The following is a 21406-nucleotide window of genomic DNA, read 5'->3' as shown; positions in this document are numbered from 1 at the left end:
GGTGCCCGTCAGGCCGCCTTGTACTGGTTGCGCGCTTCGGACGTGCGATACAGCACGAGCGTCGCGATCAGCCCGCAGATGGCCGCCACGCTCAGCCACAGTCCCGGCGCCGCCTTGTTGCCGGTCTGGTGGATCAGCAGCGTCGAGATCGCGGGCGTGAAGCCCCCGATCGTCGTCGCCAGGCTGTAGGCGAGCGAGAAGCCGGCCGTGCGCACGTCGGCCGGCATCACTTCGGTCAGCGCGACGACCATCGCGCCGTTGTACGACCCGTACAGGAACGACAGCCACAGCTCGACCGCGAGCAGCCTCAGGAACGACGGATCGCCGACGAGCCACAGCACGGCCGGGTAAGCCGTCAGCAGCGTCAGCACGGTGAACGCGATCAGCACGGGGCGGCGGCCGACACGGTCGGACAGCGCGCCGGACAGCGGCAGCCACACGAGGTTCGAAACACCGACGCAGACGGTCACGACCAGCGCGTCGAGCGACGACAGGTGCAGCACTTCCTTGCCGAAGGTCGGCGTATACGCGGTGATCATGTAGAACGACACCGTCGTCATGATCACCATCCCCATGCCGGCGATCACGACGCCCCAGTTATCGAGCATCGAGCGCATGATCTCGCCCATCGTCGGGCGATGACGCTTCGCGAGGAATTCGTCGGTCTCCTTCAGCGAACGGCGGATCAGGAACAGGAACGGCACGATCAGGCAGCCGATCAGGAACGGGATGCGCCAGCCCCACGCGGTCATCTCCTCGGCAGGCAGTACGCGATTCAGCAGCACGCCGACGAGCGCGGCGAACACCACCGCCACCTGCTGGCTGCCCGACTGCCACGACGTATAGAACCCCTTGTGGCCCTTCGTCGCGATCTCCGACAAGTACACCGACACGCCGCCGAGTTCGACGCCGGCCGAGAAACCCTGCAGCAGCCGGCCGAGCAGCACGAGCACCGGCGCGAGCACGCCGATCGTCGCATAGCCCGGTATCGCGGCCACCGCGAGCGTGCCGATCGCCATCAGCCCGAGCGTCAGGATCAGCCCCTTGCGGCGGCCGTGATGGTCGATGTATGCGCCGAGCACGATCGCGCCGACCGGCCGCATCAGGAAGCCGGCGCCGAACACCGACAGCGACAGCATCAACGACGCGAATGCGTTGCCGCTCGGGAAATAGGTTTTCGCGATGGCCGACGCGTAATACCCGTAGACCATGAAGTCGTACATTTCCAGGAAGTTGCCGCTGACGACCCGGAACACGGTGCGGACTTTCGATTCCTGCGCGATGGCGTGTGACGCTGTGGACATGTTTTTCTCGCTCAGCTCGGATGGCGCGAATGCGCGCCGCATGGACCCGGCGATACGCGCCGCGCCGGGCCGGCGCGCACGGGCATCGCTGCCCGCCGGTGGCGCATCGCACAACGACGCTTGCACCGGCATGGTTCGCGAATGATGCCACGCGAAGCCGACATTTGCCTTGGAGCGCCGCTGTCGTTGCCTTCGTGGCATTCGCCTCGTACGAGTCGCCCTGAAACGGGCTAAAGAATCAGATTGATCTGATCGACCGGCCTTCGCCGGCTGACCACAATGTCACGATTTGCGACGACATGTCCGCGCCGCCCTCATGACCCACTCGCCTCTTGTCCCCGTCGAAGGCGCGCTCGCCCGCCCTCGCGTCGCCCCGCTCGACCACGTGCCGCCGTTCGGACGCGATTGGAAGTTTCGCGGCGCACCCGGTGCACGGCCCAGCAAGAACTGCCTCGCGACGCTGACGACGTCCTGCATCGACGTCGACCGGCCGCACCGCGAGTGCCGCTGGCAGCCGACGGCGGCGGCCGGATCGCTCGCCGCGCCCGTCGTCGCCGGCCGGCGCGTCCCGCGTCCTTCAGGCAACCGCCGGGACCGGCGCGCGATATACGCAACCTGCTGGAGCATCGGCGCGTTCGGCATCATCGGCTGGCTGATCGCCGCGCATGAACCGTTCACGGGTTTCGGGCCTGCATACGCGCTTCAAGCGGCCGACGGTGCGCGCGACCATGCAACGTTTTCGACCGGTACCGTACGGATCGCGCCGGTTCAGCCGGACACGCCGGCGCACACTTCACCGCGGCACACGGCAGCAGCGCCAACGGCGAAAACTGCGGCGCCGCGATCGGCCGCGCATCGCGATACGCGTCGCCCGGCGCCGCTTCACCCGCAGGCAAGCTCCGGTGTCCAGCGCGCTGCGACGCCACCACCGGCGTCCCCGCATCGAACCGCCGGCTCGCGCATGGCAGCGGCGCCGGCCCGGACACCAGGCACCGCGCATGTGGCAGCGCGCCGTCCATCCGGCACCGAACCACCGCGCGCCCAAACACGCGATCGGCTCGCCCCGCCGCCGCATGCAACGGACACACGCGAAGCCGGCGCCACGCCGGACGATCCGCTCACGCTCATCGCGACGGCAAACGCGCTGCGCATCACCCAGCCTGAGCGTGCCATGCACGCCCCCGCCGCCGGGTTCGACTGGACGTCCCGGCTGTCCCACCGCCGACTGACCGATACGCACGACGCGTTCGCACACTGACGACGCCCCATCCCGGGCCCGCCCAACAAAAAACCCGGCGAAGATCGCTTCGCCGGGTTTCGGTCGTTTTCGCCGTGCGTCCGACGAACCGTTACTTGTGCGCGGGCAGCCCCGATTCGGTCTGCTTCTCGAGTTGCCGCACCTGCTCCTGCAGATCGCGCAACTGCATCTGCGCGGCACGCTTCTCGACCTGCAGCGCCTGCGTCTGTTCCTGCGCCGACTTCTGGCGCTGCGCGACTTCGGCCTGCTGGCTGCGCGCGACGCTCAGGTCCGCCTGCAACTGCTGCGCGCGGTTCGCCTGCAGCGCGATCACGCGTTCGAGAAAGGTTTTCTGCGCCTGCAGTTCGGTACGGCGGATCTCGATATCGGCGAGTTGCACGGTCTGCTGGACGAAGTTTGCGTAGACCATCTCCGCGCGGTTCTTTTCCTGCGACCGGATCACGCGCCACAGATTCTTGTCCTGGAACAGCGCGACGTAGTACGTCATCTCGCGCGGATCGAACATCAGGCTCGCGCCGTAGCTGCCGTTGTACGTCGTGCGCATTTCGACGATCCGGCCGTCGTGCAGCATCCGCGTCAGCTCGGCGACGTTGCCTTGCGCGGTTGCGTCCGTCGCGGCCGGCGCCGGCGCCTCGGCACCGCTCAGGCTCGTGACTGCCGGGCGCGTTCCGGCGACGGGTGCGGTCGCGTCGGCCGACCAGGCCGCGCCCGCTTGCGCGCAGGCAGCCAGCGCAACGATCCACGCAGCGCATCGTGCAGGGGAAATATTTCGGAAAGCCAACGTCGGACTCCGGCGAACGAATCGGAACTCGCGATTATCGTTCAAAAAGAAACGACCGCATCTCGAATTTATCGGGAAGCGGCCGGCCTTCGGACAACGCCGGAAATACGGCTGGCTACAGACGCGTTTCACGCGCCGCGCGCAGGAATGCATCGAGCAGCGGCGTGCAGTCGAGCAACTCCGCGCCGCCCGCACGATGGAACTCGGGGTGCCATTGCACGCCGACGACGAACGGCGAACGACGATGGCGGATGCCCTCGATGATCCCGTCGCCGGCCGACACGGCCTCGATGTTCAGGTCGCGGCCAAGATCGCGGATCGCCTGGTGGTGGATCGAGTTGACGATCGCTTCGCTGCGCCCGGGGAACATGCTCGCCAGCGTCGACGTGTCCGGGAAGCGGATCGCGTGACGATGCTGGTCGTAATGCTCGCTCACGTGCGCATTCGCGGTCGGCACATCGGTGGCGATGTCCTGGTACAGCGAGCCGCCGAACGCGACGTTGATCAGCTGGCAGCCGCGGCACACGCCGAGGACGGGTTTGCCGGACTCGACGAATTCATGCAGCAGCTCGAGTTCGTACATGTCGCGCACGCGATCGCCCGGCCATTCGGGGCGCACATCCGAGGCCGCGTAGGTTTGCGGCGACACGTCGGCCCCGCCTTGCAGCAGCAGGCCGTCGAGATGCTTCGCGTAGTCGCGCAGACGGATGTTGCTCGGGTGGATCATCCCCTGGTGGCCGACGGTCGGAATCATGAACACGAGCACGTCGCGCGACATCACCCAGTGGGCGATCGATTCCTCGAGATACTGCAGCGTCTTGCCGCGCAGCCCTTTCGCACCCGGTTCCGGATGGAAGATCCGCGCCGACACGCCGATGCGCAGCGTGCGTTGCGTGATGCGCTGGCCGGCGCGATCGAACAGCCGGCGCGCCCGCGCCGCGACGATCCGGCCGAACACCGACCATGGCGTATCGCTCTGCTTCAGGTAGGCCGGCGGCGCATTCTGCGCGCTCGCGGGCGGCGGCCGCGACGTTTCGAAATCCGGCGGCGCACCGAAGCCGGGAGGCGGCGCACCCGGCTTCGGCGGTGCGACCGCGCCATCGGGGGCGCCGGGCGCACCGGGCTCGGACGCGGTTGTGACCGGCGACGCGCCGTCCACGGCGACGTTCTGCGCGGCGGCTTGCGCGGCCGGCGCATCGGGCGTTTTCGCCGGCTCGGGACGGAGGGAATCGGAGGAAGCGGAAGAGGTGCCGGGCAGACCGGCCGGGGAAGGCGTGTGTTCGCTCATGACGATGGTCTGGTACGTCGCTCACGCGTATGGATAGACGAGGATTCATTATGCTTCAGTGCACGATCGCGCGGCAAACCTGCAACATCCTGTCGCCATTGTTGCAAGTGGTTGCCGGCGGCGCCGGGGCGTGTCCCCCGGCCGCGCGCCCGCACCGACGGCGTCTCGTCGCCCGCACTGGACATCAGTGATATATCACAATAATATCCAGACATCGTCCACGCCTCCCGATCGCCCGCGCCATGATCGCGCCCCGCCCGGCCGCCGCGCCGCTCCTCGCATGAATACCCTGACCGACGTCACCCGCGACCGGTTCGCCGCGCCGGCGGCCAGCCTCGCCGACCGTGCGTATGCGCTGATCCAGCGCGACATCATCACGATGCGCCTGAAGCCGGGCGCCGCGCTCAACGAAGCCGACCTCGTCGCGCGCACGGGGATCGGCCGCACGCCGGTGCACCAGGCCGTGCATCGGCTCGTGCTCGAGGGGCTGCTGTCGGTGATGCCGCGCAAGGGCTTGATGGTGCAGCCGCTGTCGCTCGACGACATCGTCGCGGTGATCGACGTGCGGCGCATCAATGAAGCGCACTGCGCCGAACTCGCCGCGCGCCACGCGACGCCGGACGATCTCGCGCGCCTGGCCGCGCTGCTCGACGGCGGACAGGCCTGCGTCGACACGCATGACGTGGAGGGGATGATGGAACTCGACCGCGCGTTTCACCAGGCGATCGCCGCGGCCGCGCGCAACGCGGTCCTCGCCGAGATCCTGCGCGCGCTGCACGAGCGCTCGCTGCGCTTCTGGTTCGTCACGCTGTCCGAACCGCATCATCTCGCCGACGTCCAGCACGAACACCGCGCGTTGTTCGACCGGCTGTCCGCCCGCGACGCCGCCGGCGCGCGCGACGCCGTCGAGCGCCATATCGATTCGTTTCGCTCCACCCTTCTTCAACATCTTCGCCCCTGAGCCGCTCATGACCACGTTCACGCCGTTCCCCCCGCTCGCCCAGCTCGCCGCCGACCTCGCGGCCGGCCGCACCACGAGCCGCGCGCTCGTCGATACCGCGCTCGACCGGATCGCCGATCCGTCGGGCCAGGGCGCCGTCGTCTTCACCGAAGTCGACGCCGACAACGCGCGCGCGGCCGCCGACGCGCACGACCGGCTGCGCGCCGCGGGCACCGTGCTGTCGCCGCTCGCGGGCATCCCGGTGTCGGTGAAGGACCTGTTCGACGTCGCGGGCCAGGTGACGCGCGCGGGTTCGCGCGTGCTCGACGGCGCGCCGGCCGCGCGCACCGATGCAGTCGCCGTCGCGCGGCTCAAGCGTGCGGGCGCGGTGCTGGTCGGCCGCACCAACATGAGCGAATTCGCATTCTCGGGGCTCGGGCTGAATCCGCACTTCGGCAATCCGCGCTCGCCGTACCATCGCGACGTGCCGGGCGATGCGCGGATTTCCGGCGGTTCGTCGTCGGGCGCGGCCGCGTCCGTCGCCGACGGGATGGCCGCCGTCGCGCTCGGCACCGACACGGGCGGCTCGATCCGCATTCCGGCCGCGCTGTGCGGGCTGACGGGCTTCAAGCCGACCGCGAGCCGGATCCCGACGCAAGGCGGCGTGCCGCTGTCGACGACGCTCGACTCGTTCGGCCCGATCGGCCTGACGGTCGCGTGCTGCGCCCTCGTCGACCGGATGCTCGCGGGCCTCGAGCCGCACGTGCCGGCCGCCAGGCCGCTCGAAGGCGTGCGGCTCGGCGTGCTGACGAACTACGTGACGGATGGCGTCGACGCCGACGTCGCGGCCGCGCTCGACACCGCGCTCAAGCATCTCGAAGCCGCCGGCGCGATCGTCACCGACGTGCGCTTCGCCGCGCTCGACCGGCTGCCGGAGATCAACCGCTTCGGCTTCTCGCCGATCGAGGCGTACGCCTGGCATCGGCCGCTGCTCGCCCGGCATCGCGACCAGTACGACCCGCGCGTGCTGACGCGGATCCTGAAGGGCGAACCCGCGAGCGCGGCCGACTATCTCGACCTGCTCGCCGCGCGCGCCGCGATGCTGGACGAAGCCGCGCACACGGTCTGGGCGCGCTTCGATGCGCTCGTCGCGCCGACGGTGCCGGTCGTGCCGCCGCGCATCGCCGACCTCGAAACGGACGACGATGCGTTCACGCGCACCAATGCGCTGATCCTGCGCAACCCGAGCGCGTTCAACTTCCTCGATGCGTGCGGACTGTCGCTGCCGTGCCATCCGCGCGACGCGGCGCCGGTCGGCCTGATGCTCGCGGCGGCGCCGCATCGCGACGACGCGCTGCTCGCGATCGGCCAGGCGGTCGAGGCCGTGCTGAACACGATCCGCTGACCGCATCGCCGATCGCCGGCGGGCGATGCGCGCGGTGCGGCAGGTTGCCGCACGCGCGCTGTCAGTTTCGTGCCAGACCGTTCGCGCTAAAATCGCGCGATTGTTTTCCGGACCGACCGACGAGGAACCCCGCCGACATGAACGACTACACGCTTGCGCTACGCCGTGAACGCCGCCTGCTGATGCTGCTCGGATGGGCGTGCATCGCCCTGCTGGCCGGCGCGCTGTACCTGCAGTACGTGAAGAATGAAGATCCGTGCCCGCTGTGCATCATCCAGCGCTACTTCTTCTGCGCGATCGGGATCTTCGCGTTCCTGGCCGCCGGGATCCGCAACTGGCGCGGCATCTGGGTGCTCGAGCTGCTGATCGCGATCGCCGCGGCCGGCGGTGTCGGCACGGCCGCGCGGCACCTGTCGATCCAGATGAATCCGGGCTTCAGCTGCGGCTTCGACACGCTGCAGCCGATCGTCGACAGCCTGCCGCCCGCGCAGTGGTTCCCCGGCATGTTCAAGGTCGCCGGGCTGTGCGAGACCGTCTACCCGCCGATCCTCGGCATCCTGCTGCCCGGCTGGGCGCTGATCGGTTTCGCCGTGATCCTGGTCGCGGTCGTCGCGAGCCTCTGGCGTCATCGCCGCAAGCTCGCCCGCTGACCGGCCGCTGTTGCGGCCGCCGGCAAGTGCGGCCCGGCCGATCGGGCCGCACGCCGATGACGCGAACCGCCGCTTCCGCCCGCCCTGCCCGGCCGGCCGCGCGTAAACACCTACCCCGCCGCCGCCCGGATCGCCGGGCGAACGCGCGTCGCGCAACCGACGCGCCCCCGCCCCGTCACGCGTGCGTTTCGGCCCGATGCGCACGCATCGGCGCCCCGATCCCGCGCGGCGGGCCTATGATCGACATGATCGCCTCCTGATAGCCCGGATCACTGCCCGGCCATGTTCGCGCCGCGCGGCGATGCTATCTTCGGGACTGGATGGCGATCTACGTGCGCGAGGCCAGGCGGTCTCACCACCCCTGCGTAACGCGCGCCCGATCCGCAATGTCGACTGGATTCCTCATGACAACGCAAACCATCCGCATCCGTCACCCTCATGGCGTCCGCGTGTCCGGCGGCGCCGTTCGCGCGCAGCGTCGGCGCGCTGCCGTCGTCCCGCATCAGCCGTGCGGCCGGCCGGCCCGGCTCCCGTCCGTCATCGCCACGCCCGCCGGCCCGCGCCGCGTGTCGTGCCGCGTCGTTCCGAACGGGGTGTGCTGATGGAAGCCTGGCTCGGCGATCTGCAGCAACTGCTCGCGCACGGCGAAGCGGCCGTGCTCGTGACGGTCGCGCATACCGACGGCTCCGCGCCGCGCGAGGCCGGCACCAAGATGCTCGTCACGCGCGACACGGCCCGCCATACGATCGGCGGCGGTCATCTGGAATGGAAGGCGATCGAGATCGCGCGACACCTGCTGAAGGATGGCGCGCACGTGCCGCACGCGCGCCGGCTCGAACGGCTCGCGCTCGGCCCGAGTCTCGGCCAGTGCTGCGGCGGCGCCGTGGTGCTCGCGTTCGAGCGGCTCGACGTCGGCGATCTCGGCTGGATCATGTCGCTCGCGAAGCGCGTCGCGGCCGGCGCCGCGACCGTGCGTAGCGTATCATTCGGCCCCTCGCCAGGCGCGCCGCTGTTGAGCGAGCCCGAATCGGAAGCCGCGCGGGCCGACTGCCTGCTGTGGGAAACCGGCGGCGTGTCGCTGATGACCGAGACGATCGCGCCGTTTGCGTTCCCCGTCGTGCTGTTCGGCGCCGGGCACATCGGCACCGCGCTCGTGAAGGTGCTGGCGACGCTGCCGTGCCACGTGCGCTGGATCGACGGGCCCGCTGCGGTGTTCCCGCCGGCCGACGCGCTCGCCGGCATCGGCAACCTCGCGATCGAAGCGGCCGCTGCCCCGGCCGACGCGGTCGACGCCGCGCCGCCGCAGTCCTACTTCGTCGTGATGACGCACGACCATGCACTCGATTTCGTGCTGGCCGAACGCATCCTGCGGCGCGGCGACTATGCGTACTTCGGGATGACCGGCTCGCAGGCGAAACGCGTACAGTTCGATCATCGCCTCGCGGCGATCGGCATCGACCCGGCCCAGGTCGCGCGGATGCGCTGCCCGATCGGCGTCGAAGGCATCATCGACAAGGCGCCCGAAGTGATCGCGATCTCGGTGGCCGCGCAATTGCTGCAGGCCGTCGAGGCGAATGCGTCCGCGCAGGCTTCCCCTACCTACTGACCGACCAAGAACGACGCCATGACCCCGACATTCAAGGACAAGATTGCCCGCGCGCCGAAAGCGGAGCTGCACATCCACATCGAAGGCTCGCTCGAGCCCGAACTGATTTTCGCGCTCGCGCAGCGCAACGGCGTGAAGCTCGCGTACGACTCGATCGACGCGCTGCGCGCCGCGTACGCGTTCACCGACCTGCAGTCGTTCCTCGACATCTATTACGCCGGCGCGAGCGTGCTGCTGACCGAGCAGGATTTCTACGACATGACGGCCGCGTACTGCGAACGCGCGCTCGCCGACCACGTCGTCCATACCGAACTGTTCTTCGATCCGCAGACGCACACCGAGCGCGGCGTGCCGATCGAGACGGTCGTCGCGGGCATCGAGCGCGCACTCGCCGATGCCGAACGGCGCGGGCTGTCGAGCAGGCTGATCCTGTGCTTCCTGCGCCACCTGTCCGAAGAGGACGCGCTCGCGACGTTCGAATCCGCGTTGCCGCTGTTCGAGCGCTATCGCCACCGGCTGATCGGCGTGGGCCTCGATTCGTCCGAGCTCGGCCATCCGCCGGCCAAGTTCGCGCGCGTGTTCGAGAAGGCGCGTGCGCTCGGGCTGAAGCTCGTCGCGCATGCGGGCGAGGAAGGCCCACCCGCCTACATCCACGAAGCGCTCGACGTGCTGAAGGTCGACCGGATCGACCACGGCGTGCGCAGCATCGAAGACGCGGCGCTCGTCGAGCGCCTCGCGAAAACGCGCACCGCGCTGACCGTCTGCCCGCTGTCGAACCTGAAGCTGTGCGTGTTCGACGACATGACGAAGCACACGCTGAAGGCGCTGCTCGATCGCGGCGTCGCGGTGACGATCAACTCCGACGATCCCGCCTATTTCGGCGGCTACGTCAACGAAAACTACTTCGCGACGGCCGAAGGGCTGCAGCTCACGGATGCCGAAGTCCATGCGGTGATCCGCAACGGCTTCGAGGCGTCGTTCATCGAACCGGCGCAGCGCGACGCACTGTACGCGCGCCTCGACGCGTACTGGCAGGCCGCGTGACGGCCCGCATCGAGGAACGCTAGACAGATGAGACACGGCAACGGCATCCGCTTCGCGCCCGCCGGTTCGGCCTTGCGCCGGGCCGGGCGCGGGCGTGCGCGCGCGGCGACGGCGCCGTCCGGCGTCGTGCGCCGTTGCCCGCCGTCGCGATGCGCCGTTGCGTTCGCCGCCGCATCGGTCGCGAGCGCGAGGGCCGCGAGGATCGCCGGCGACCACCGGCTGGCGGCTTCGGCCGCCACGTTCGCCCGCGCAATCGCCTCCGGTCGTGCCGCACGCAGCGTGCCGCCGCCGCTCGCGAAGCACCCGGCCGCCCCCGTGCGGCGCCGATCGTTTTCTTCTGTTCGCCTTACCTTGATGCAGGACCATTCGTCATGACGCAAACCGCTTTCCGTTCCCAGCTGCTGACCTTCAACGGCGACCCGGCGCAATCGAGCCAGGCCGCGAACCACGAGACCGACGGCCTCCTGATCGTCGCGGACGGCAAGGTCGTCGCGGCCGGCCCGTATGCGCCACTCGCGGCAACGCTCGCGCGCGACGCGGTCGTCCACGACCTGCGCGACAAGCTGATCGTGCCCGGCTTCATCGACACGCACATCCACTACCCGCAGACGGACATGATCGCGTCGCCGGCGCCCGGCCTGCTGCCGTGGCTCGACAAGTACACGTTCCCGACCGAGCGCCAGTTCGGCGATCCCGAGCATGCGCGCGAAGTCGCCGATTTCTTCGTCGACGAGTTGCTCGCGTGCGGCACGACGAGCGCGCTCGTCTACTGCACGGTGCACAAGCAGTCGGCCGATGCGCTGTTCGCGGCGAGCGACGCGCGCGACCTGCGGATGATCGCGGGCAAGGTGCTGATGGACCGCAACTGCCCCGAGTTCCTGCGCGACACCGCGCAGTCTGGATACGACGACAGCGCCGAGCTGATCGACCGCTGGCACGGCAAGGGCCGCCAGATGTACGCGCTCACGCCGCGCTTCGCGCCGACGTCGACCGAGGCGCAGCTCGAGGCGTGCGGCGAACTCGCGCGCCGCCATCCGGACATCTTCGTGCAGAGCCACGTCGCGGAAAACGTCGACGAGGTGAAATGGGTGGCCGAGCTGTTCCCCGGCCACCGCAGTTATCTCGACATCTACGACCGCTACGGGCTGCTGCGCCCGCGCGCGGTGTACGGCCACTGCATCCACCTCGACGACGAGGACCGCCGCCGGATGGCCGAGACGCGCACGGTTATCGCGCACTGCCCGACGTCGAACTTCTTCCTCGGCAGCGGGCTGTTCGACTTCGACAAGGCCGGCGAATACGACGTACCCGTCACGCTCGCGACCGACGTCGGCGGCGGCACGTCGTTCTCGATGCTGCAGACGATGAACGAGGCCCACAAGGTCGCGCGGCTGTCGGGCCACCACCTGACCGCGACGCGGATGTTCTGGCTCGCGACGGCCGGCGCCGCGCAGGCGCTCGATCTCGCCGACACGGTCGGCACGCTCAAGCCGCGCACCGAGGCCGACTTCGTCGTGCTCGATCCGCAGGCCACGCCGCTGCTCGCGCGCCGCACCAAACGCGCGGATTCGCTCGAGGAACTGCTGTTCGCGTTCGCGCTGCTCGGCGACGACCGCGCGGTGTACCGCACCTACGCGGCCGGCGAGCTCGTCCACGAACGCGGCGCCGCGCGCCGGCCGGCCGCCGCGTAACGGTAACGCCGCGCCGGTACGCAGCCCCGGCCGGCACGGCCCGATCGCGGCCGTACCGGCCGGGCAGCCAGGCGCGCCCTCGCCGACCGGGCTCCCACGCCCGGCCGGCCGCCTTCCCGCACGCAATGCGTCGTGCTAGAATTCGCCGCTCATTGGGGAGTAGCCGCTCCGCTCGATGTCCCGCGCCCCCGGCGCGCATCGTGACGGAGGCGTCCGTCAACAGACTTGGCCGTTCGGCCATGGCGGACGCAGCCACGCTGGCCTGGCGAGACCGATGGTTCACAGTGCGCCGCATCAGGGCCCGGCGCGCCGTGGATCGTCGCTCGCACGCAAAACATCGGCCCGTGGAACCCCATACGTGTCCCAAGCCTTCCTGATCTCCACCGGCGCCGTCGCCCTCGCTGAAATCGGCGACAAGACCCAACTGCTTTCCCTCGTCCTGGCCGCGCGCTATCGCAAGCCGATGCCGATCATTCTCGGCGTGCTCGTCGCGACGCTCGTGAATCACGGTTTCGCGGGCGCACTCGGCGAATGGCTCGGCGCGCTCGTCACGCCGTCGATCATGCGCTGGGCGCTCGCGTTCTCGTTCATCGCGATGGGATTGTGGATTCTCGTGCCCGACAAGCTCGACGCCGACGAAGCCAACGCCACCCGCTCGCGGCTCGGCGTGTTCGGCGCGACGCTCGTCGCATTCTTCCTCGCGGAAATGGGCGACAAGACGCAGATCGCGACCGTCGCGCTGGCGGCGCGCTTCCAGGACTACATCGGCGTCGTGGCCGGCACGACGTTCGGGATGATGCTCGCGAACGTGCCGGCGATCCTGCTCGGCGACCGCTTCGCGCACCGCCTGCCAACCCGGCTCGTGCACGGGATCGCGGCCGTGCTGTTCGTCGTGCTCGGCGCGCTCGCGCTGCTGGGTGTCGGCGTCTGACGGAACAGGATGACCGGCGCGGCCGGGTAGCCGCGCCGGGATGGGCACCGCGTTACTTCGCGACGGCCGCGCCCGAAGCCGGCGCAGCCGGCACCGCGCGCTCGTTGGCGGCCGGCGTCGCCGGCCCGCCGCGCTTGTCGACCGGCAACCGGACCGAGCGGACCGCGCCGTTCGACAGCGGGAAATCGGCGAGCGCGCTGCGCGCGAGGAACGGCATCGCATACAGCAGCGTGCCGTTGTCGCCGGTCGTGCGCGCGGACACGTTGTACACCTCCTTGCCCGTCGCGCGCTCGGTGATGCGGATCCCGAGCGTGTAGTCGAACACCTGGTACGTCTGCGCGACATAGCCGGCCGGCATCGGCCCCCAGGGCCCCCACGGGCCCCACGGCCCGCGCCGCCAGTACGGCCCGGGCGCAAACCACGGGTCGTAGTAGACCGGCTGCGGCACCGTCACGAGATCGCTGCCCACCGCATAGGTCAGCCCGACGAGATAACGCGCCTGCGCCGGCGGCACCTGCCGGAACGCATACGCGGACAGTTCGTTGGCGACGATCGGCTCGTAGGTCGACTGCTCGATGCTGTTCTTCTGCGCCTCGGTGCGCGTGAACGCATAGGTGCGTGTCGCGTCGCTGCCGCTCCAGTCGGAAAAGGCCGTGACCTGGGTCGTCACATAGCTGGTGCAGCCCGTCAGCAGCGCCACGCACAGCGCCGCCGCCCAGCCCGCACCGCGAAAAATCCATTCGCGTTTCATGTTGATCCTCGTCGATCCGTCACCCGTTCGTCGCACCGCGCGAACCGCAACGGGATGCCGATAATACGCGGACTGTCGAAAGCGGTAAAAAGTTCGCCCGGCACGCAGCCGCAAGCCTTTGTACAATGGCCCGGTTCGCCCGGCCCGCGTAACGGGCCCGTTCCCCACCCCACCGATCTCGACGACCATGTCCGACAACGCCTCCTCCACCGTGATCCGCCGCGCCGACTACACGCCGCCGGCATTCCTCATCGATTCCGTCGCGCTCGAATTCGATCTCGCGCCGGCCCGCACGATCGTCAGGAACACGATGCGCGTGCGCCGCAATCCGGACGCCGCGCCCGCGCCGCACCTGGAGTTGATGGGCGAAGCGCTCGAATTCGTCGGCGCGTCGCTGGACGGCGCGCCGCATGGCGCCGTGCGCGCGCACGAGCACGGGCTGACGGTCGAGAACGTGCCCGACGCGTTCGAGCTGACGCTCGAAAGCGCGTGCGCCCCCGACCAGAATACGACGCTGTCGGGCCTCTACGTGTCGAGCGGCAATTTCTTCACGCAGTGCGAGGCGGAAGGCTTTCGCCGCATCACCTACTTCCTCGACCGCCCCGACGTGATGGCGTCGTACATCGTCACGCTGCGCGCCGACAAGACCGCGTACCCGGTGCTGCTGTCGAACGGCAACCTCGTCGATTCGGGCGACCTGCCCGACGGCCGCCACTTCGCGAAATGGGAAGACCCGTTCCGCAAGCCGAGCTACCTGTTCGCGCTGGTCGCCGGCAAGCTCGTCGCGATCGAGGAAAAGATCACGACCGGCTCCGGCAAGGAAAAGCTGCTGCAGGTGTGGGTCGAGCCGGCCGATCTCGACAAGACGCGTCACGCGATGGATTCGCTGATCCACTCGATCCGCTGGGACGAAAGACGCTTCGGCCTCGAGCTCGATCTCGACCGCTTCATGATCGTCGCGGTCGGCGACTTCAACATGGGGGCGATGGAAAACAAGGGGCTCAACATCTTCAACACGAAGTACGTGCTGGCGAACCCCGAGACCGCGACCGACACCGATTTCGCGAACATCGAATCGGTGGTCGGCCACGAGTACTTCCACAACTGGACCGGCAATCGCGTGACCTGCCGCGACTGGTTCCAGTTGAGCCTGAAGGAAGGCCTGACGGTGTTCCGCGACCAGGAATTCTCGGCCGACATGGCCGCGGGCGACGACGTCGAATCGGCGGCCCGCGCGGTCAAGCGCATCGAGGACGTGCGCGTGCTGCGCCAGCTGCAGTTCGCCGAGGATGCCGGCCCGATGGCACACCCGGTGCGCCCGGAAAGCTACGTCGAGATCAACAATTTCTACACGATGACGGTCTACGAGAAAGGCTCGGAAGTCGTGCGGATGTACCAGACGCTGTTCGGCCGCGACGGCTTCCGCAAGGGGATGGACCTGTACTTCAAGCGCCACGACGGCCACGCGGTGACCTGCGACGACTTCCGTCACGCGATGGCCGACGCGAACGGGCGCGACCTCGCGCAGTTCGAGCGCTGGTACAGCCAGGCCGGCACGCCGCGCGTGTCGGTGCGCACCGCGTACGACGCGGCCGCGCGCCGTTACACGGTCACGCTCGCGCAGGGCTACGGCGACGCGTCGCCGGCCGCGCGCGAAACGCAGCAGGGGCCGCTCCTGATTCCGTTCGCGATCGGCCTGATCGGCCGCGACGGCCGCGACCTGCCGCTGCGCCTGGACGGTGAAACGGCCGCTTCGGGCACGACGCGCGTGCTCGACTTCACCGACACCGAGCAGACCTTCACGTTCGTCGACGTGCCGGAAGCGCCGCTGCCGTCGCTGCTGCGCAACTTCTCGTCGCCGGTGATCGTCGAGTACGACTACAGCGACGACGATCTCGCATTCCTGCTCGCGCACGACAGCGATCCGTTCAACCGCTGGGAGGCCGGCCAGCGCCTCGCGACGCGCGCGCTGCTGACGCTTGCCGCGCGGGCGGCCGCGAACGAACCGCTCACGCTCGGCGAGAACTTCATTGCCGCGTTCCGGCGCGTGCTGACCGACGCGACGCTGTCGCCGGCGTTCCGCGAACTCGCGCTGACGCTGCCGTCGGAAACCTACCTCGCCGACCAGATGGCCGAGGCCGATCCGGCCGCCGTGCATCGCGCACGCCTGTTCGTGCGCCGCCAGCTCGCGACCGCGCTGCGCGCCGAATGGCTCGCCGCGTACGAGCAGCACCAGACGCCGGGCGCCTACGAGCCGACGCCGGAGGCCTCCGGCCGCCGCGCGCTGAAGAACCTCGCGCTCGCGTATCTCGCCGAACTCGAGGATCCGGCCGATGCGGTGCGCCTCGCGACCGCGCAGTACGACGCGGCGAACAACATGACCGATCGCGCGGCCGCCCTCGGCGCGCTGCTGTCCGCCGCCGCCGCGGGCGCGAACGAGCCGGCCGATCGCGCGCTCGACGACTTCTACCGCCGTTTCGAGAAGGAGGCGCTCGTGATCGACAAGTGGTTCGCGATGCAGGCGGCGCAACGCGGCACGGCCGCGCAGCCGACGCTCGCGAAAGTGCGCAAGCTGCTCGCGCATCCGGCGTTCAACCTGAAGAATCCGAACCGCGCACGCTCGCTGATCTTCAGCTTCTGTGCAGCCAACCCCGCGCAATTCCACGCGGCGGACGGTTCGGGCTACGCGTTCTGGGCCGAACAGGTGCTCGCGCTCGACGCGATCAATCCGCAGGTCGCCGCACGCCTCGCGCGTTCGCTCGAACTGTGGCGCCGCTTCACGCCGGCGCTGCGCGACCGCATGCGCGGCGCGCTCGAGCAGGTCGCGGCCGGCGCGAAGTCGCGCGACGTGCGCGAGATCGTCGAGAAGGCGCTCGCCTGACGCCGTCGCCCGCCCCGCATTCGCGCGATGAAGCCGGCGCCGCCCGATGCGGCGCCGGCTTTTTTATTGCACGGACGCGGCCGGCACCGAGCCGAATGACGGGGTCTGACCGCTCGGCCTGCCGCCGCGCCGGTACGCACCGCGCCCCCTCCGCCGCCGGAAACCGGGTCGGCTCGGCCGCCCGGCGATGTAACCGGACGAAAAAAGCCGGTGGCGCGGGAAGCGCGACAGGTAAAATTGCGGCCATTCAAGGATTCTTTGGCCTTTCGGAGTCTGTCATGTCCATTGCCCGCCGCACCACGCTGTCGAAGTTCCTGATCGAACAGCAACGTGAGACCAACAACCTTCCCGCCGACCTGCGCCTGCTGATCGAAGTCGTCGCACGCGCGTGCAAGGCGATCAGCTACAACGTGTCGAAGGGCGCGCTCGGTGAAGCGCTCGGCACCGCCGGCAGCGAGAACGTCCAGGGCGAGGTGCAGAAAAAGCTCGACATCCTGTCGAACGAAATCCTGCTCGACGCAAACGAGTGGGGCGGCAACCTCGCCGCGATGGCATCGGAAGAAATGGAAACGTTCTTCCCGATCCCGGCGAACTACCCGCGCGGCGAATACCTGCTCGTGTTCGATCCGCTCGACGGCTCGTCGAACATCGACGTGAACGTGTCGATCGGCACGATCTTCTCGGTGCTGCGCTGCCCGGACGGCAAGCAGGCGACCGAAGAATCGTTCCTGCAACCCGGCACGCAGCAGGTTGCGGCCGGCTACGCCGTCTACGGCCCGCAGACGGTGTTCGTGCTGACGACCGGCAACGGCGTGAACTGCTTCACGCTCGACCGCGAAGTCGGCTCGTGGGTGCTCACGCAAAGCAACATGCAGATCCCGGCCGACACGCGCGAATACGCGATCAACGCGTCGAACGCGCGCCACTGGTACGACCCGGTCAAGCGCTACGTCGACGAACTGAACGCCGGCAAGGACGGCCCGCGCGGCGACAACTTCAACATGCGCTGGATCGCCTCGATGGTTGCCGACGTGCACCGGATCCTGAACCGCGGCGGCATCTTCATGTACCCGGCGGACAAGCGCACGCCCGATCGTCCGGGCAAGCTGCGCCTGATGTACGAAGCGAACCCGATGTCGTTCATCGTCGAACAGGCGGGCGGCGCCGCGACGACCGGCACGCAGCGCATCATGGAAGTGCAGCCGACGGGCCTGCACCAGCGCGTGCCCGTGTTCCTCGGCTCGAAGAACGAAGTCGAGCGCGTCACCGGCTATCACGACGAAGCAAAATAATTGCACTGCAGCACTGGACGGAGGCGTGATGCGCAAGTACAATCTCGCCTCTTGATGTGGCCCTGACCGGTCGCATCACAGTGAAGTGAAAGCGGGCAGTCCGCCGGATCGAGGGTTTCGCGAAACAGCAGCAGCAAGCTGAAAAAAAGTTCGCAAAACCTATTGCCAAGATCTCGGATTTGACCATATAATTTCATTTCTCTGCTGCCGGTGTAGCTCAGTTGGTAGAGCAGCGCATTCGTAATGCGAAGGTCGTAGGTTCGACTCCTATCTCCGGCACCAAGACATAAAGGACTGACAAGCATCGCTTGTCAGGCCTTTTCTCTTTTCCGGCGCCGAAATCGTGCGCCCATCCGGTATCCGTATCCGCCCCGCTTGCGGGCATCCCCCGACTCACGCACCGCGTGCCGCCGATTACAATCGCCGGACCACTCCGCCCTCTTCCCCGCCTCATGCGCACCTGGCGTCTCGAGCGACCGACTCTCAACGCGCAGCTGGATATCTCCCGCGCGACGCGTCTCGTCGCCGCGATCGGCGGCCACGAGGCGAACGCGTTCGCAGCCGAAGTCCTGAAGCTGTTCGACGCTGCGCTGTCGATCACGCAGTGCACGATCTTCGCGTACGAATTCGGCAATCGCCCGCGCACGATGTCGGTTGCCGATCATCGCGGCGGCCGCTACCTGCGCGACGTTGCCGACACCTACGCACGGCACTTCTACGCACTCGACGGCAACCAGCCGATCGTATCGGCCGCCCATCGCGGCACGCACCGCCACGACCTGCTGCTGCATCAGCAAGCGGGCGACGAGATCGCTCACGAAGCGTATCGCGCGGCATGCTATCGCGGCCCCGACGTATCCGACCGGCTGGCGCTACTGGTGCAGCCCGACGATGCGACGTGGCTGTCGATCAACCTGTACCGCGCCCATCGCAGCGGCGCGTTCCAGCCGCGCGAGATCGCGGCGATCGAAACGCTCGCGCCACTGATCGCGCAGGCGGCGAAGCATCACTACGCACTCGCCGGCGCGACGCAGGTCGGCATCCCGCAACGGATGCTCGCGCGATTGCGCCATGCGTGCCCCGAACTGTCCAAGCGCGAACTCGACGTGCTGCGCGGCATGCTCGAAGGCCAGACCGCGCGCGAGATCGGCGAGACGATCGGCGTGAAGGCATCGAGCGTCGTCACCTATCAGAAGCGCGCGTATCGGCGCCTCGGCATTTCGAGCCAGCGCGAACTGTTTGCGCTGTGCATGCAGCCCTGACCCGTTTCGGTTCGCGACGAACGTAGCGCGGCCACGCCTGCCGGGCCCGCCGTACCCGAAATGGGGACAACGGCGACACGCCCGGCTTCCATACTGCATCGACCCGTTGCCCCATCGCATCGCCGATGCGCGCACGTCGAGTCAGACCACCGTGGAAGCCAACGATGACCATCGCGTTCAAACCCTATCCGTTCGTCGCCGCGCGCCATTCCGCGCATCTGCCGGACTGCGTCGACGGCATCGATACGCACCGGCATCGCGTCGCGATCGTCGGCGGCGGCCCCGTGGGCCTCGCCGTCGCGCTCGGCCTCGCGAATCACGGCATTCGCAGCGTGTTGATCGAAGCCGACGATTCGGTCTGTCACGGCAGCCGCGCGATCTGCATTTCGCGCCGCAGCCTCGAGATCATCGAACGGCTCGGCGCGCTCGACGATTTCCTGCGCACCGGGCTGCCATGGACCGGCGGACGCAGTTTCCATCGCGACGACGAAGTGCTGCACTTCACGATGCCGCAGGACGAGAACCAGAAGCTGCCGCCGATGGTGAACCTCGCGCAGTATCACATCGAGCAGTTCCTGCTGGACGCCGCGCGACGCCGCGCCGATTTCATCGAGATCCGCTGGCAGACGAAGGTCACCGGCGTCACGCGACAACCGGACGGCGTACGCCTGGACGTCGACACGCCGCTCGGCGGCTACGCGCTCGACGCCGACTGGGTCGTCGCATGCGACGGCGGACGCAGCACGATGCGCGACGCGCTCGGTCTGTCGCTCCGCGGCACGCGCTACGAGGGCCGCTATGTGATCGTCGACATCGCGCTCGACAGCAACCGGCCGACCGAGCGGCTCGCATACTTCGATCCGTCGTCGAACCCGGGCTCGACGGTGCTCGTCCACAAGCAGCCCGACAACGTGTGGCGGATCGACTACCAGTTGCGCGACGACGAGGATGCCGACGCGGCCGTGAAGCCCGAGCACGTGATCCCCCGCGTGCAGAACCTGCTCGACATGATGGGCGAGCGCGGCCCATGGTCGCCGATCTGGATCACGATCTACAAGGCGAACGCACTGACGCTCGAACGCTACCGGCACGACCGCGTGCTGTTCTGCGGCGACGCCGCGCACCTCGTGCCGATCTTCGGCGTGCGCGGCGCGAATTCGGGCATCGACGATGCCGACAACCTCGCGTGGAAACTCGCGTACGTGCTGCGCGGCATCGCGTCGGACGCACTGCTCGACAGCTACTCGGACGAACGCGTGTTCGCGACGCACGAGAACCTGCGTTACGGCACGAAGAGCACCGAGTTCATGGCGCCGCCGTCGTTTGCCTTCGAACTGATGCGAAAGGCCGTGCTGACGCTCGCGCGCCGGCATCCGGCACTGCGTTCGCTGATCAACCCGCGCCAGACATCGGCTATCGCGTATGCGAAGTCGCCGCTGAATGCCGCCGAGCGCGACACGTTCGCGGCCGGCCCGGCGCCCGGCACGGTACTCGTCGAATGTCCGCTGACGCTGTACGCGCCACTCGGCGGCGGCACGCGCAGCGGCCACCTGACCGATCTCGTCGCGCCGCGCTTCACCGCGTTCTGCTTCGCGAGCGATGGTGTGCCCGATCCGTCGCTCGCCGAACTCGAGCGGCGCGTGCAGGATGCGCACGTGCCGTTCACGCTCGTCACGCTCGCACGACAGGCCAGGCCGCGACACCCGGCCTGCGCCGGCCATGACGACGACGGCCGGCTGTTCGACCTGTACGGCGCACGCGACGGCACCGTCTATCTCGTGCGACCGGACGGGCACGTACTCGGCCGCTGGCACGACGCGCGCGCCGACGATCTCGCCGCCGCGCTCGACCGCGCGCTCCACCCGCCCACGTCAACCGAGACCGACCTTCAGGAGACCGCATGATCACGGATATCGAACGCGACACGCTCTACACCGATCTGTGCCGCACGATGACGCGGATCGGTGAAACCGACGCACCGCTTTTTCTCGCCCGCTTCGCACTCCTGTCGATTGAGACGATAGCCGATCCCGCGATCGTCGCACGACTGATCGCCGATGCTGGCGAAGGGCTGCCCGATGCAAACGTTCCGGTGGCGGCACGCGGACAGCGGGACGCCTGACCGGCCAGGTCCGTCCCCACCCATTTCTTACATATTCATTTCATGACGCGTCGCAGCCAGACGAATTCCGCTGGAAAATCCGCTTAAGGGTGCATAACATTACTTAACGATCCTGACCCGTCTATCGCGTTACATTGCGTGGGCGGCGCGGCGGGTCGCATGCCGCTTTCATCCAGCTTGCGGCACACGACAGCCGTTGC

At 68.6% G+C, this 21406-nt stretch carries 17 protein-coding genes, 1 tRNA gene and 1 riboswitch; of the genes, 14 read left to right on the top strand and 4 right to left on the bottom strand.

Features of this window, described 5'->3' with window-relative positions:
• Positions 1-8: 8 nt before the first annotated feature.
• A complete protein-coding gene (gene tcuC / locus AC1VVG_RS05120; RefSeq protein WP_034187411.1) occupies positions 9-1304 on the bottom strand; it encodes an MFS transporter in 1296 nt (431 codons plus the stop codon).
• A gap of 316 nt (positions 1305-1620) precedes the next feature.
• Here tcuC and AC1VVG_RS05115 point away from each other — a divergent pair, with 316 nt between their 5' ends.
• Positions 1621-2562 (top strand): hypothetical protein, encoded by a 942-nt coding sequence (locus AC1VVG_RS05115; protein WP_482835320.1) that lies wholly within the window; start codon positions 1621-1623, stop codon positions 2560-2562.
• Positions 2563-2653: 91 nt separating this feature from the next.
• Here the strand turns inward: AC1VVG_RS05115 and AC1VVG_RS05110 are convergent, their stop codons facing one another.
• Both AC1VVG_RS05110 and AC1VVG_RS05105 read right to left on the bottom strand, forming a co-directional pair.
• Positions 2654-3343 (bottom strand): DUF2968 domain-containing protein, encoded by a 690-nt coding sequence (locus tag AC1VVG_RS05110; RefSeq protein WP_049029720.1) that lies wholly within the window; start codon positions 3341-3343, stop codon positions 2654-2656.
• Between the two features lie 115 nt (positions 3344-3458).
• Positions 3459-4631 (bottom strand): gamma-glutamyl-gamma-aminobutyrate hydrolase family protein, encoded by a 1173-nt coding sequence (locus tag AC1VVG_RS05105; protein ID WP_034187408.1) that lies wholly within the window; start codon positions 4629-4631, stop codon positions 3459-3461.
• Positions 4632-4911: 280 nt separating this feature from the next.
• Between AC1VVG_RS05105 and AC1VVG_RS05100 the strand changes: the two genes are divergently transcribed.
• The 7 genes from AC1VVG_RS05100 to AC1VVG_RS05070 all read left to right on the top strand — a co-directional run bounded on the left by AC1VVG_RS05100 (position 4912) and on the right by AC1VVG_RS05070 (position 12898).
• Positions 4912-5592 carry a GntR family transcriptional regulator gene (locus tag AC1VVG_RS05100; protein WP_482835319.1) on the top strand — a complete coding sequence of 227 codons (681 nt, stop codon included), beginning with the start codon at positions 4912-4914 and terminating at the stop codon, positions 5590-5592.
• Between the two features lie 7 nt (positions 5593-5599).
• Positions 5600-6976, top strand: coding sequence for an amidase (locus tag AC1VVG_RS05095; protein WP_034187406.1), 1377 nt, complete (start codon positions 5600-5602; stop codon positions 6974-6976).
• 137 nt (positions 6977-7113) lie between these two features.
• Positions 7114-7626, top strand: coding sequence for a disulfide bond formation protein B (locus AC1VVG_RS05090; RefSeq protein WP_059557135.1), 513 nt, complete (start codon positions 7114-7116; stop codon positions 7624-7626).
• 601 nt (positions 7627-8227) lie between these two features.
• Positions 8228-9232, top strand: coding sequence for a xanthine dehydrogenase accessory protein XdhC (gene xdhC / locus AC1VVG_RS05085; RefSeq protein WP_034187404.1), 1005 nt, complete (start codon positions 8228-8230; stop codon positions 9230-9232).
• Positions 9233-9250: 18 nt separating this feature from the next.
• A complete protein-coding gene (locus tag AC1VVG_RS05080) occupies positions 9251-10276 on the top strand; it encodes an adenosine deaminase (RefSeq protein ID WP_034187403.1) in 1026 nt (341 codons plus the stop codon).
• 371 nt (positions 10277-10647) lie between these two features.
• Complete coding sequence (gene guaD / locus AC1VVG_RS05075; protein WP_482835318.1) at positions 10648-11967, top strand: guanine deaminase; 1320 nt, start codon at positions 10648-10650, stop codon at positions 11965-11967.
• Positions 11968-12109: 142 nt separating this feature from the next.
• A riboswitch (yybP-ykoY riboswitch) is annotated at positions 12110-12231 on the top strand.
• A gap of 94 nt (positions 12232-12325) precedes the next feature.
• Positions 12326-12898, top strand: a complete 573-nt coding sequence (locus tag AC1VVG_RS05070) for a TMEM165/GDT1 family protein (protein ID WP_034187400.1) — start codon at positions 12326-12328, stop codon at positions 12896-12898.
• 52 nt (positions 12899-12950) lie between these two features.
• On the opposite strand, the gene AC1VVG_RS05065 is transcribed toward AC1VVG_RS05070, so the two are convergent.
• Complete coding sequence (locus AC1VVG_RS05065; protein WP_049036562.1) at positions 12951-13649, bottom strand: DUF4136 domain-containing protein; 699 nt, start codon at positions 13647-13649, stop codon at positions 12951-12953.
• A gap of 187 nt (positions 13650-13836) precedes the next feature.
• Between AC1VVG_RS05065 and pepN the strand changes: the two genes are divergently transcribed.
• The 6 genes from pepN to AC1VVG_RS05035 all read left to right on the top strand — a co-directional run bounded on the left by pepN (position 13837) and on the right by AC1VVG_RS05035 (position 21206).
• Complete coding sequence (gene pepN, locus AC1VVG_RS05060) at positions 13837-16530, top strand: aminopeptidase N (protein ID WP_124669199.1); 2694 nt, start codon at positions 13837-13839, stop codon at positions 16528-16530.
• 278 nt (positions 16531-16808) lie between these two features.
• Positions 16809-17822 (top strand): class 1 fructose-bisphosphatase, encoded by a 1014-nt coding sequence (locus AC1VVG_RS05055; RefSeq protein WP_006485729.1) that lies wholly within the window; start codon positions 16809-16811, stop codon positions 17820-17822.
• 206 nt (positions 17823-18028) lie between these two features.
• Positions 18029-18104, top strand: a tRNA-Thr gene (locus AC1VVG_RS05050).
• Between the two features lie 170 nt (positions 18105-18274).
• On the top strand, positions 18275-19084 hold the full coding sequence (locus AC1VVG_RS05045) for a helix-turn-helix transcriptional regulator (protein WP_049036565.1): 810 nt from the start codon (positions 18275-18277) through the stop codon (positions 19082-19084).
• A 164-nt stretch (positions 19085-19248) separates the two neighbouring features.
• Positions 19249-20988 carry an FAD-dependent oxidoreductase gene (locus tag AC1VVG_RS05040; protein ID WP_482835317.1) on the top strand — a complete coding sequence of 580 codons (1740 nt, stop codon included), beginning with the start codon at positions 19249-19251 and terminating at the stop codon, positions 20986-20988.
• Positions 20985-21206 carry a hypothetical protein gene (locus tag AC1VVG_RS05035; RefSeq protein ID WP_034187395.1) on the top strand — a complete coding sequence of 74 codons (222 nt, stop codon included), beginning with the start codon at positions 20985-20987 and terminating at the stop codon, positions 21204-21206. Before AC1VVG_RS05040 ends, AC1VVG_RS05035 begins: the two co-directional genes overlap by 4 nt.
• Positions 21207-21406 lie beyond the last annotated feature (200 nt).

The sequence above is a fragment of the Burkholderia sp. L-4 genome (assembly GCF_056856535.1).
Note: the sequence above shows the minus strand (reverse complement) of the source record. Positions and strands in the feature narration are given on the sequence as shown.

Excerpts from the sequence above, each read along its gene's own strand:
- tcuC (WP_034187411.1), bottom strand. The coding sequence starts at position 1,304 with ATGTCCACAGCGTCACACGCCATCGCGCAGGAATCGAAAGTCCGCACC.
- AC1VVG_RS05115 (WP_482835320.1), top strand. The coding sequence starts at position 1,621 with ATGACCCACTCGCCTCTTGTCCCCGTCGAAGGCGCGCTCGCCCGCCCT.
- AC1VVG_RS05105 (WP_034187408.1), bottom strand. The coding sequence starts at position 4,631 with ATGAGCGAACACACGCCTTCCCCGGCCGGTCTGCCCGGCACCTCTTCC.
- AC1VVG_RS05100 (WP_482835319.1), top strand. The coding sequence starts at position 4,912 with ATGAATACCCTGACCGACGTCACCCGCGACCGGTTCGCCGCGCCGGCG.
- AC1VVG_RS05095 (WP_034187406.1), top strand. The coding sequence starts at position 5,600 with ATGACCACGTTCACGCCGTTCCCCCCGCTCGCCCAGCTCGCCGCCGAC.
- AC1VVG_RS05090 (WP_059557135.1), top strand. The coding sequence starts at position 7,114 with ATGAACGACTACACGCTTGCGCTACGCCGTGAACGCCGCCTGCTGATG.
- xdhC (WP_034187404.1), top strand. The coding sequence starts at position 8,228 with ATGGAAGCCTGGCTCGGCGATCTGCAGCAACTGCTCGCGCACGGCGAA.
- AC1VVG_RS05080 (WP_034187403.1), top strand. The coding sequence starts at position 9,251 with ATGACCCCGACATTCAAGGACAAGATTGCCCGCGCGCCGAAAGCGGAG.
- guaD (WP_482835318.1), top strand. The coding sequence starts at position 10,648 with ATGACGCAAACCGCTTTCCGTTCCCAGCTGCTGACCTTCAACGGCGAC.
- AC1VVG_RS05065 (WP_049036562.1), bottom strand. The coding sequence starts at position 13,649 with ATGAAACGCGAATGGATTTTTCGCGGTGCGGGCTGGGCGGCGGCGCTG.
- pepN (WP_124669199.1), top strand. The coding sequence starts at position 13,837 with ATGTCCGACAACGCCTCCTCCACCGTGATCCGCCGCGCCGACTACACG.
- AC1VVG_RS05055 (WP_006485729.1), top strand. The coding sequence starts at position 16,809 with ATGTCCATTGCCCGCCGCACCACGCTGTCGAAGTTCCTGATCGAACAG.
- AC1VVG_RS05045 (WP_049036565.1), top strand. The coding sequence starts at position 18,275 with ATGCGCACCTGGCGTCTCGAGCGACCGACTCTCAACGCGCAGCTGGAT.
- AC1VVG_RS05040 (WP_482835317.1), top strand. The coding sequence starts at position 19,249 with ATGACCATCGCGTTCAAACCCTATCCGTTCGTCGCCGCGCGCCATTCC.
- AC1VVG_RS05035 (WP_034187395.1), top strand. The coding sequence starts at position 20,985 with ATGATCACGGATATCGAACGCGACACGCTCTACACCGATCTGTGCCGC.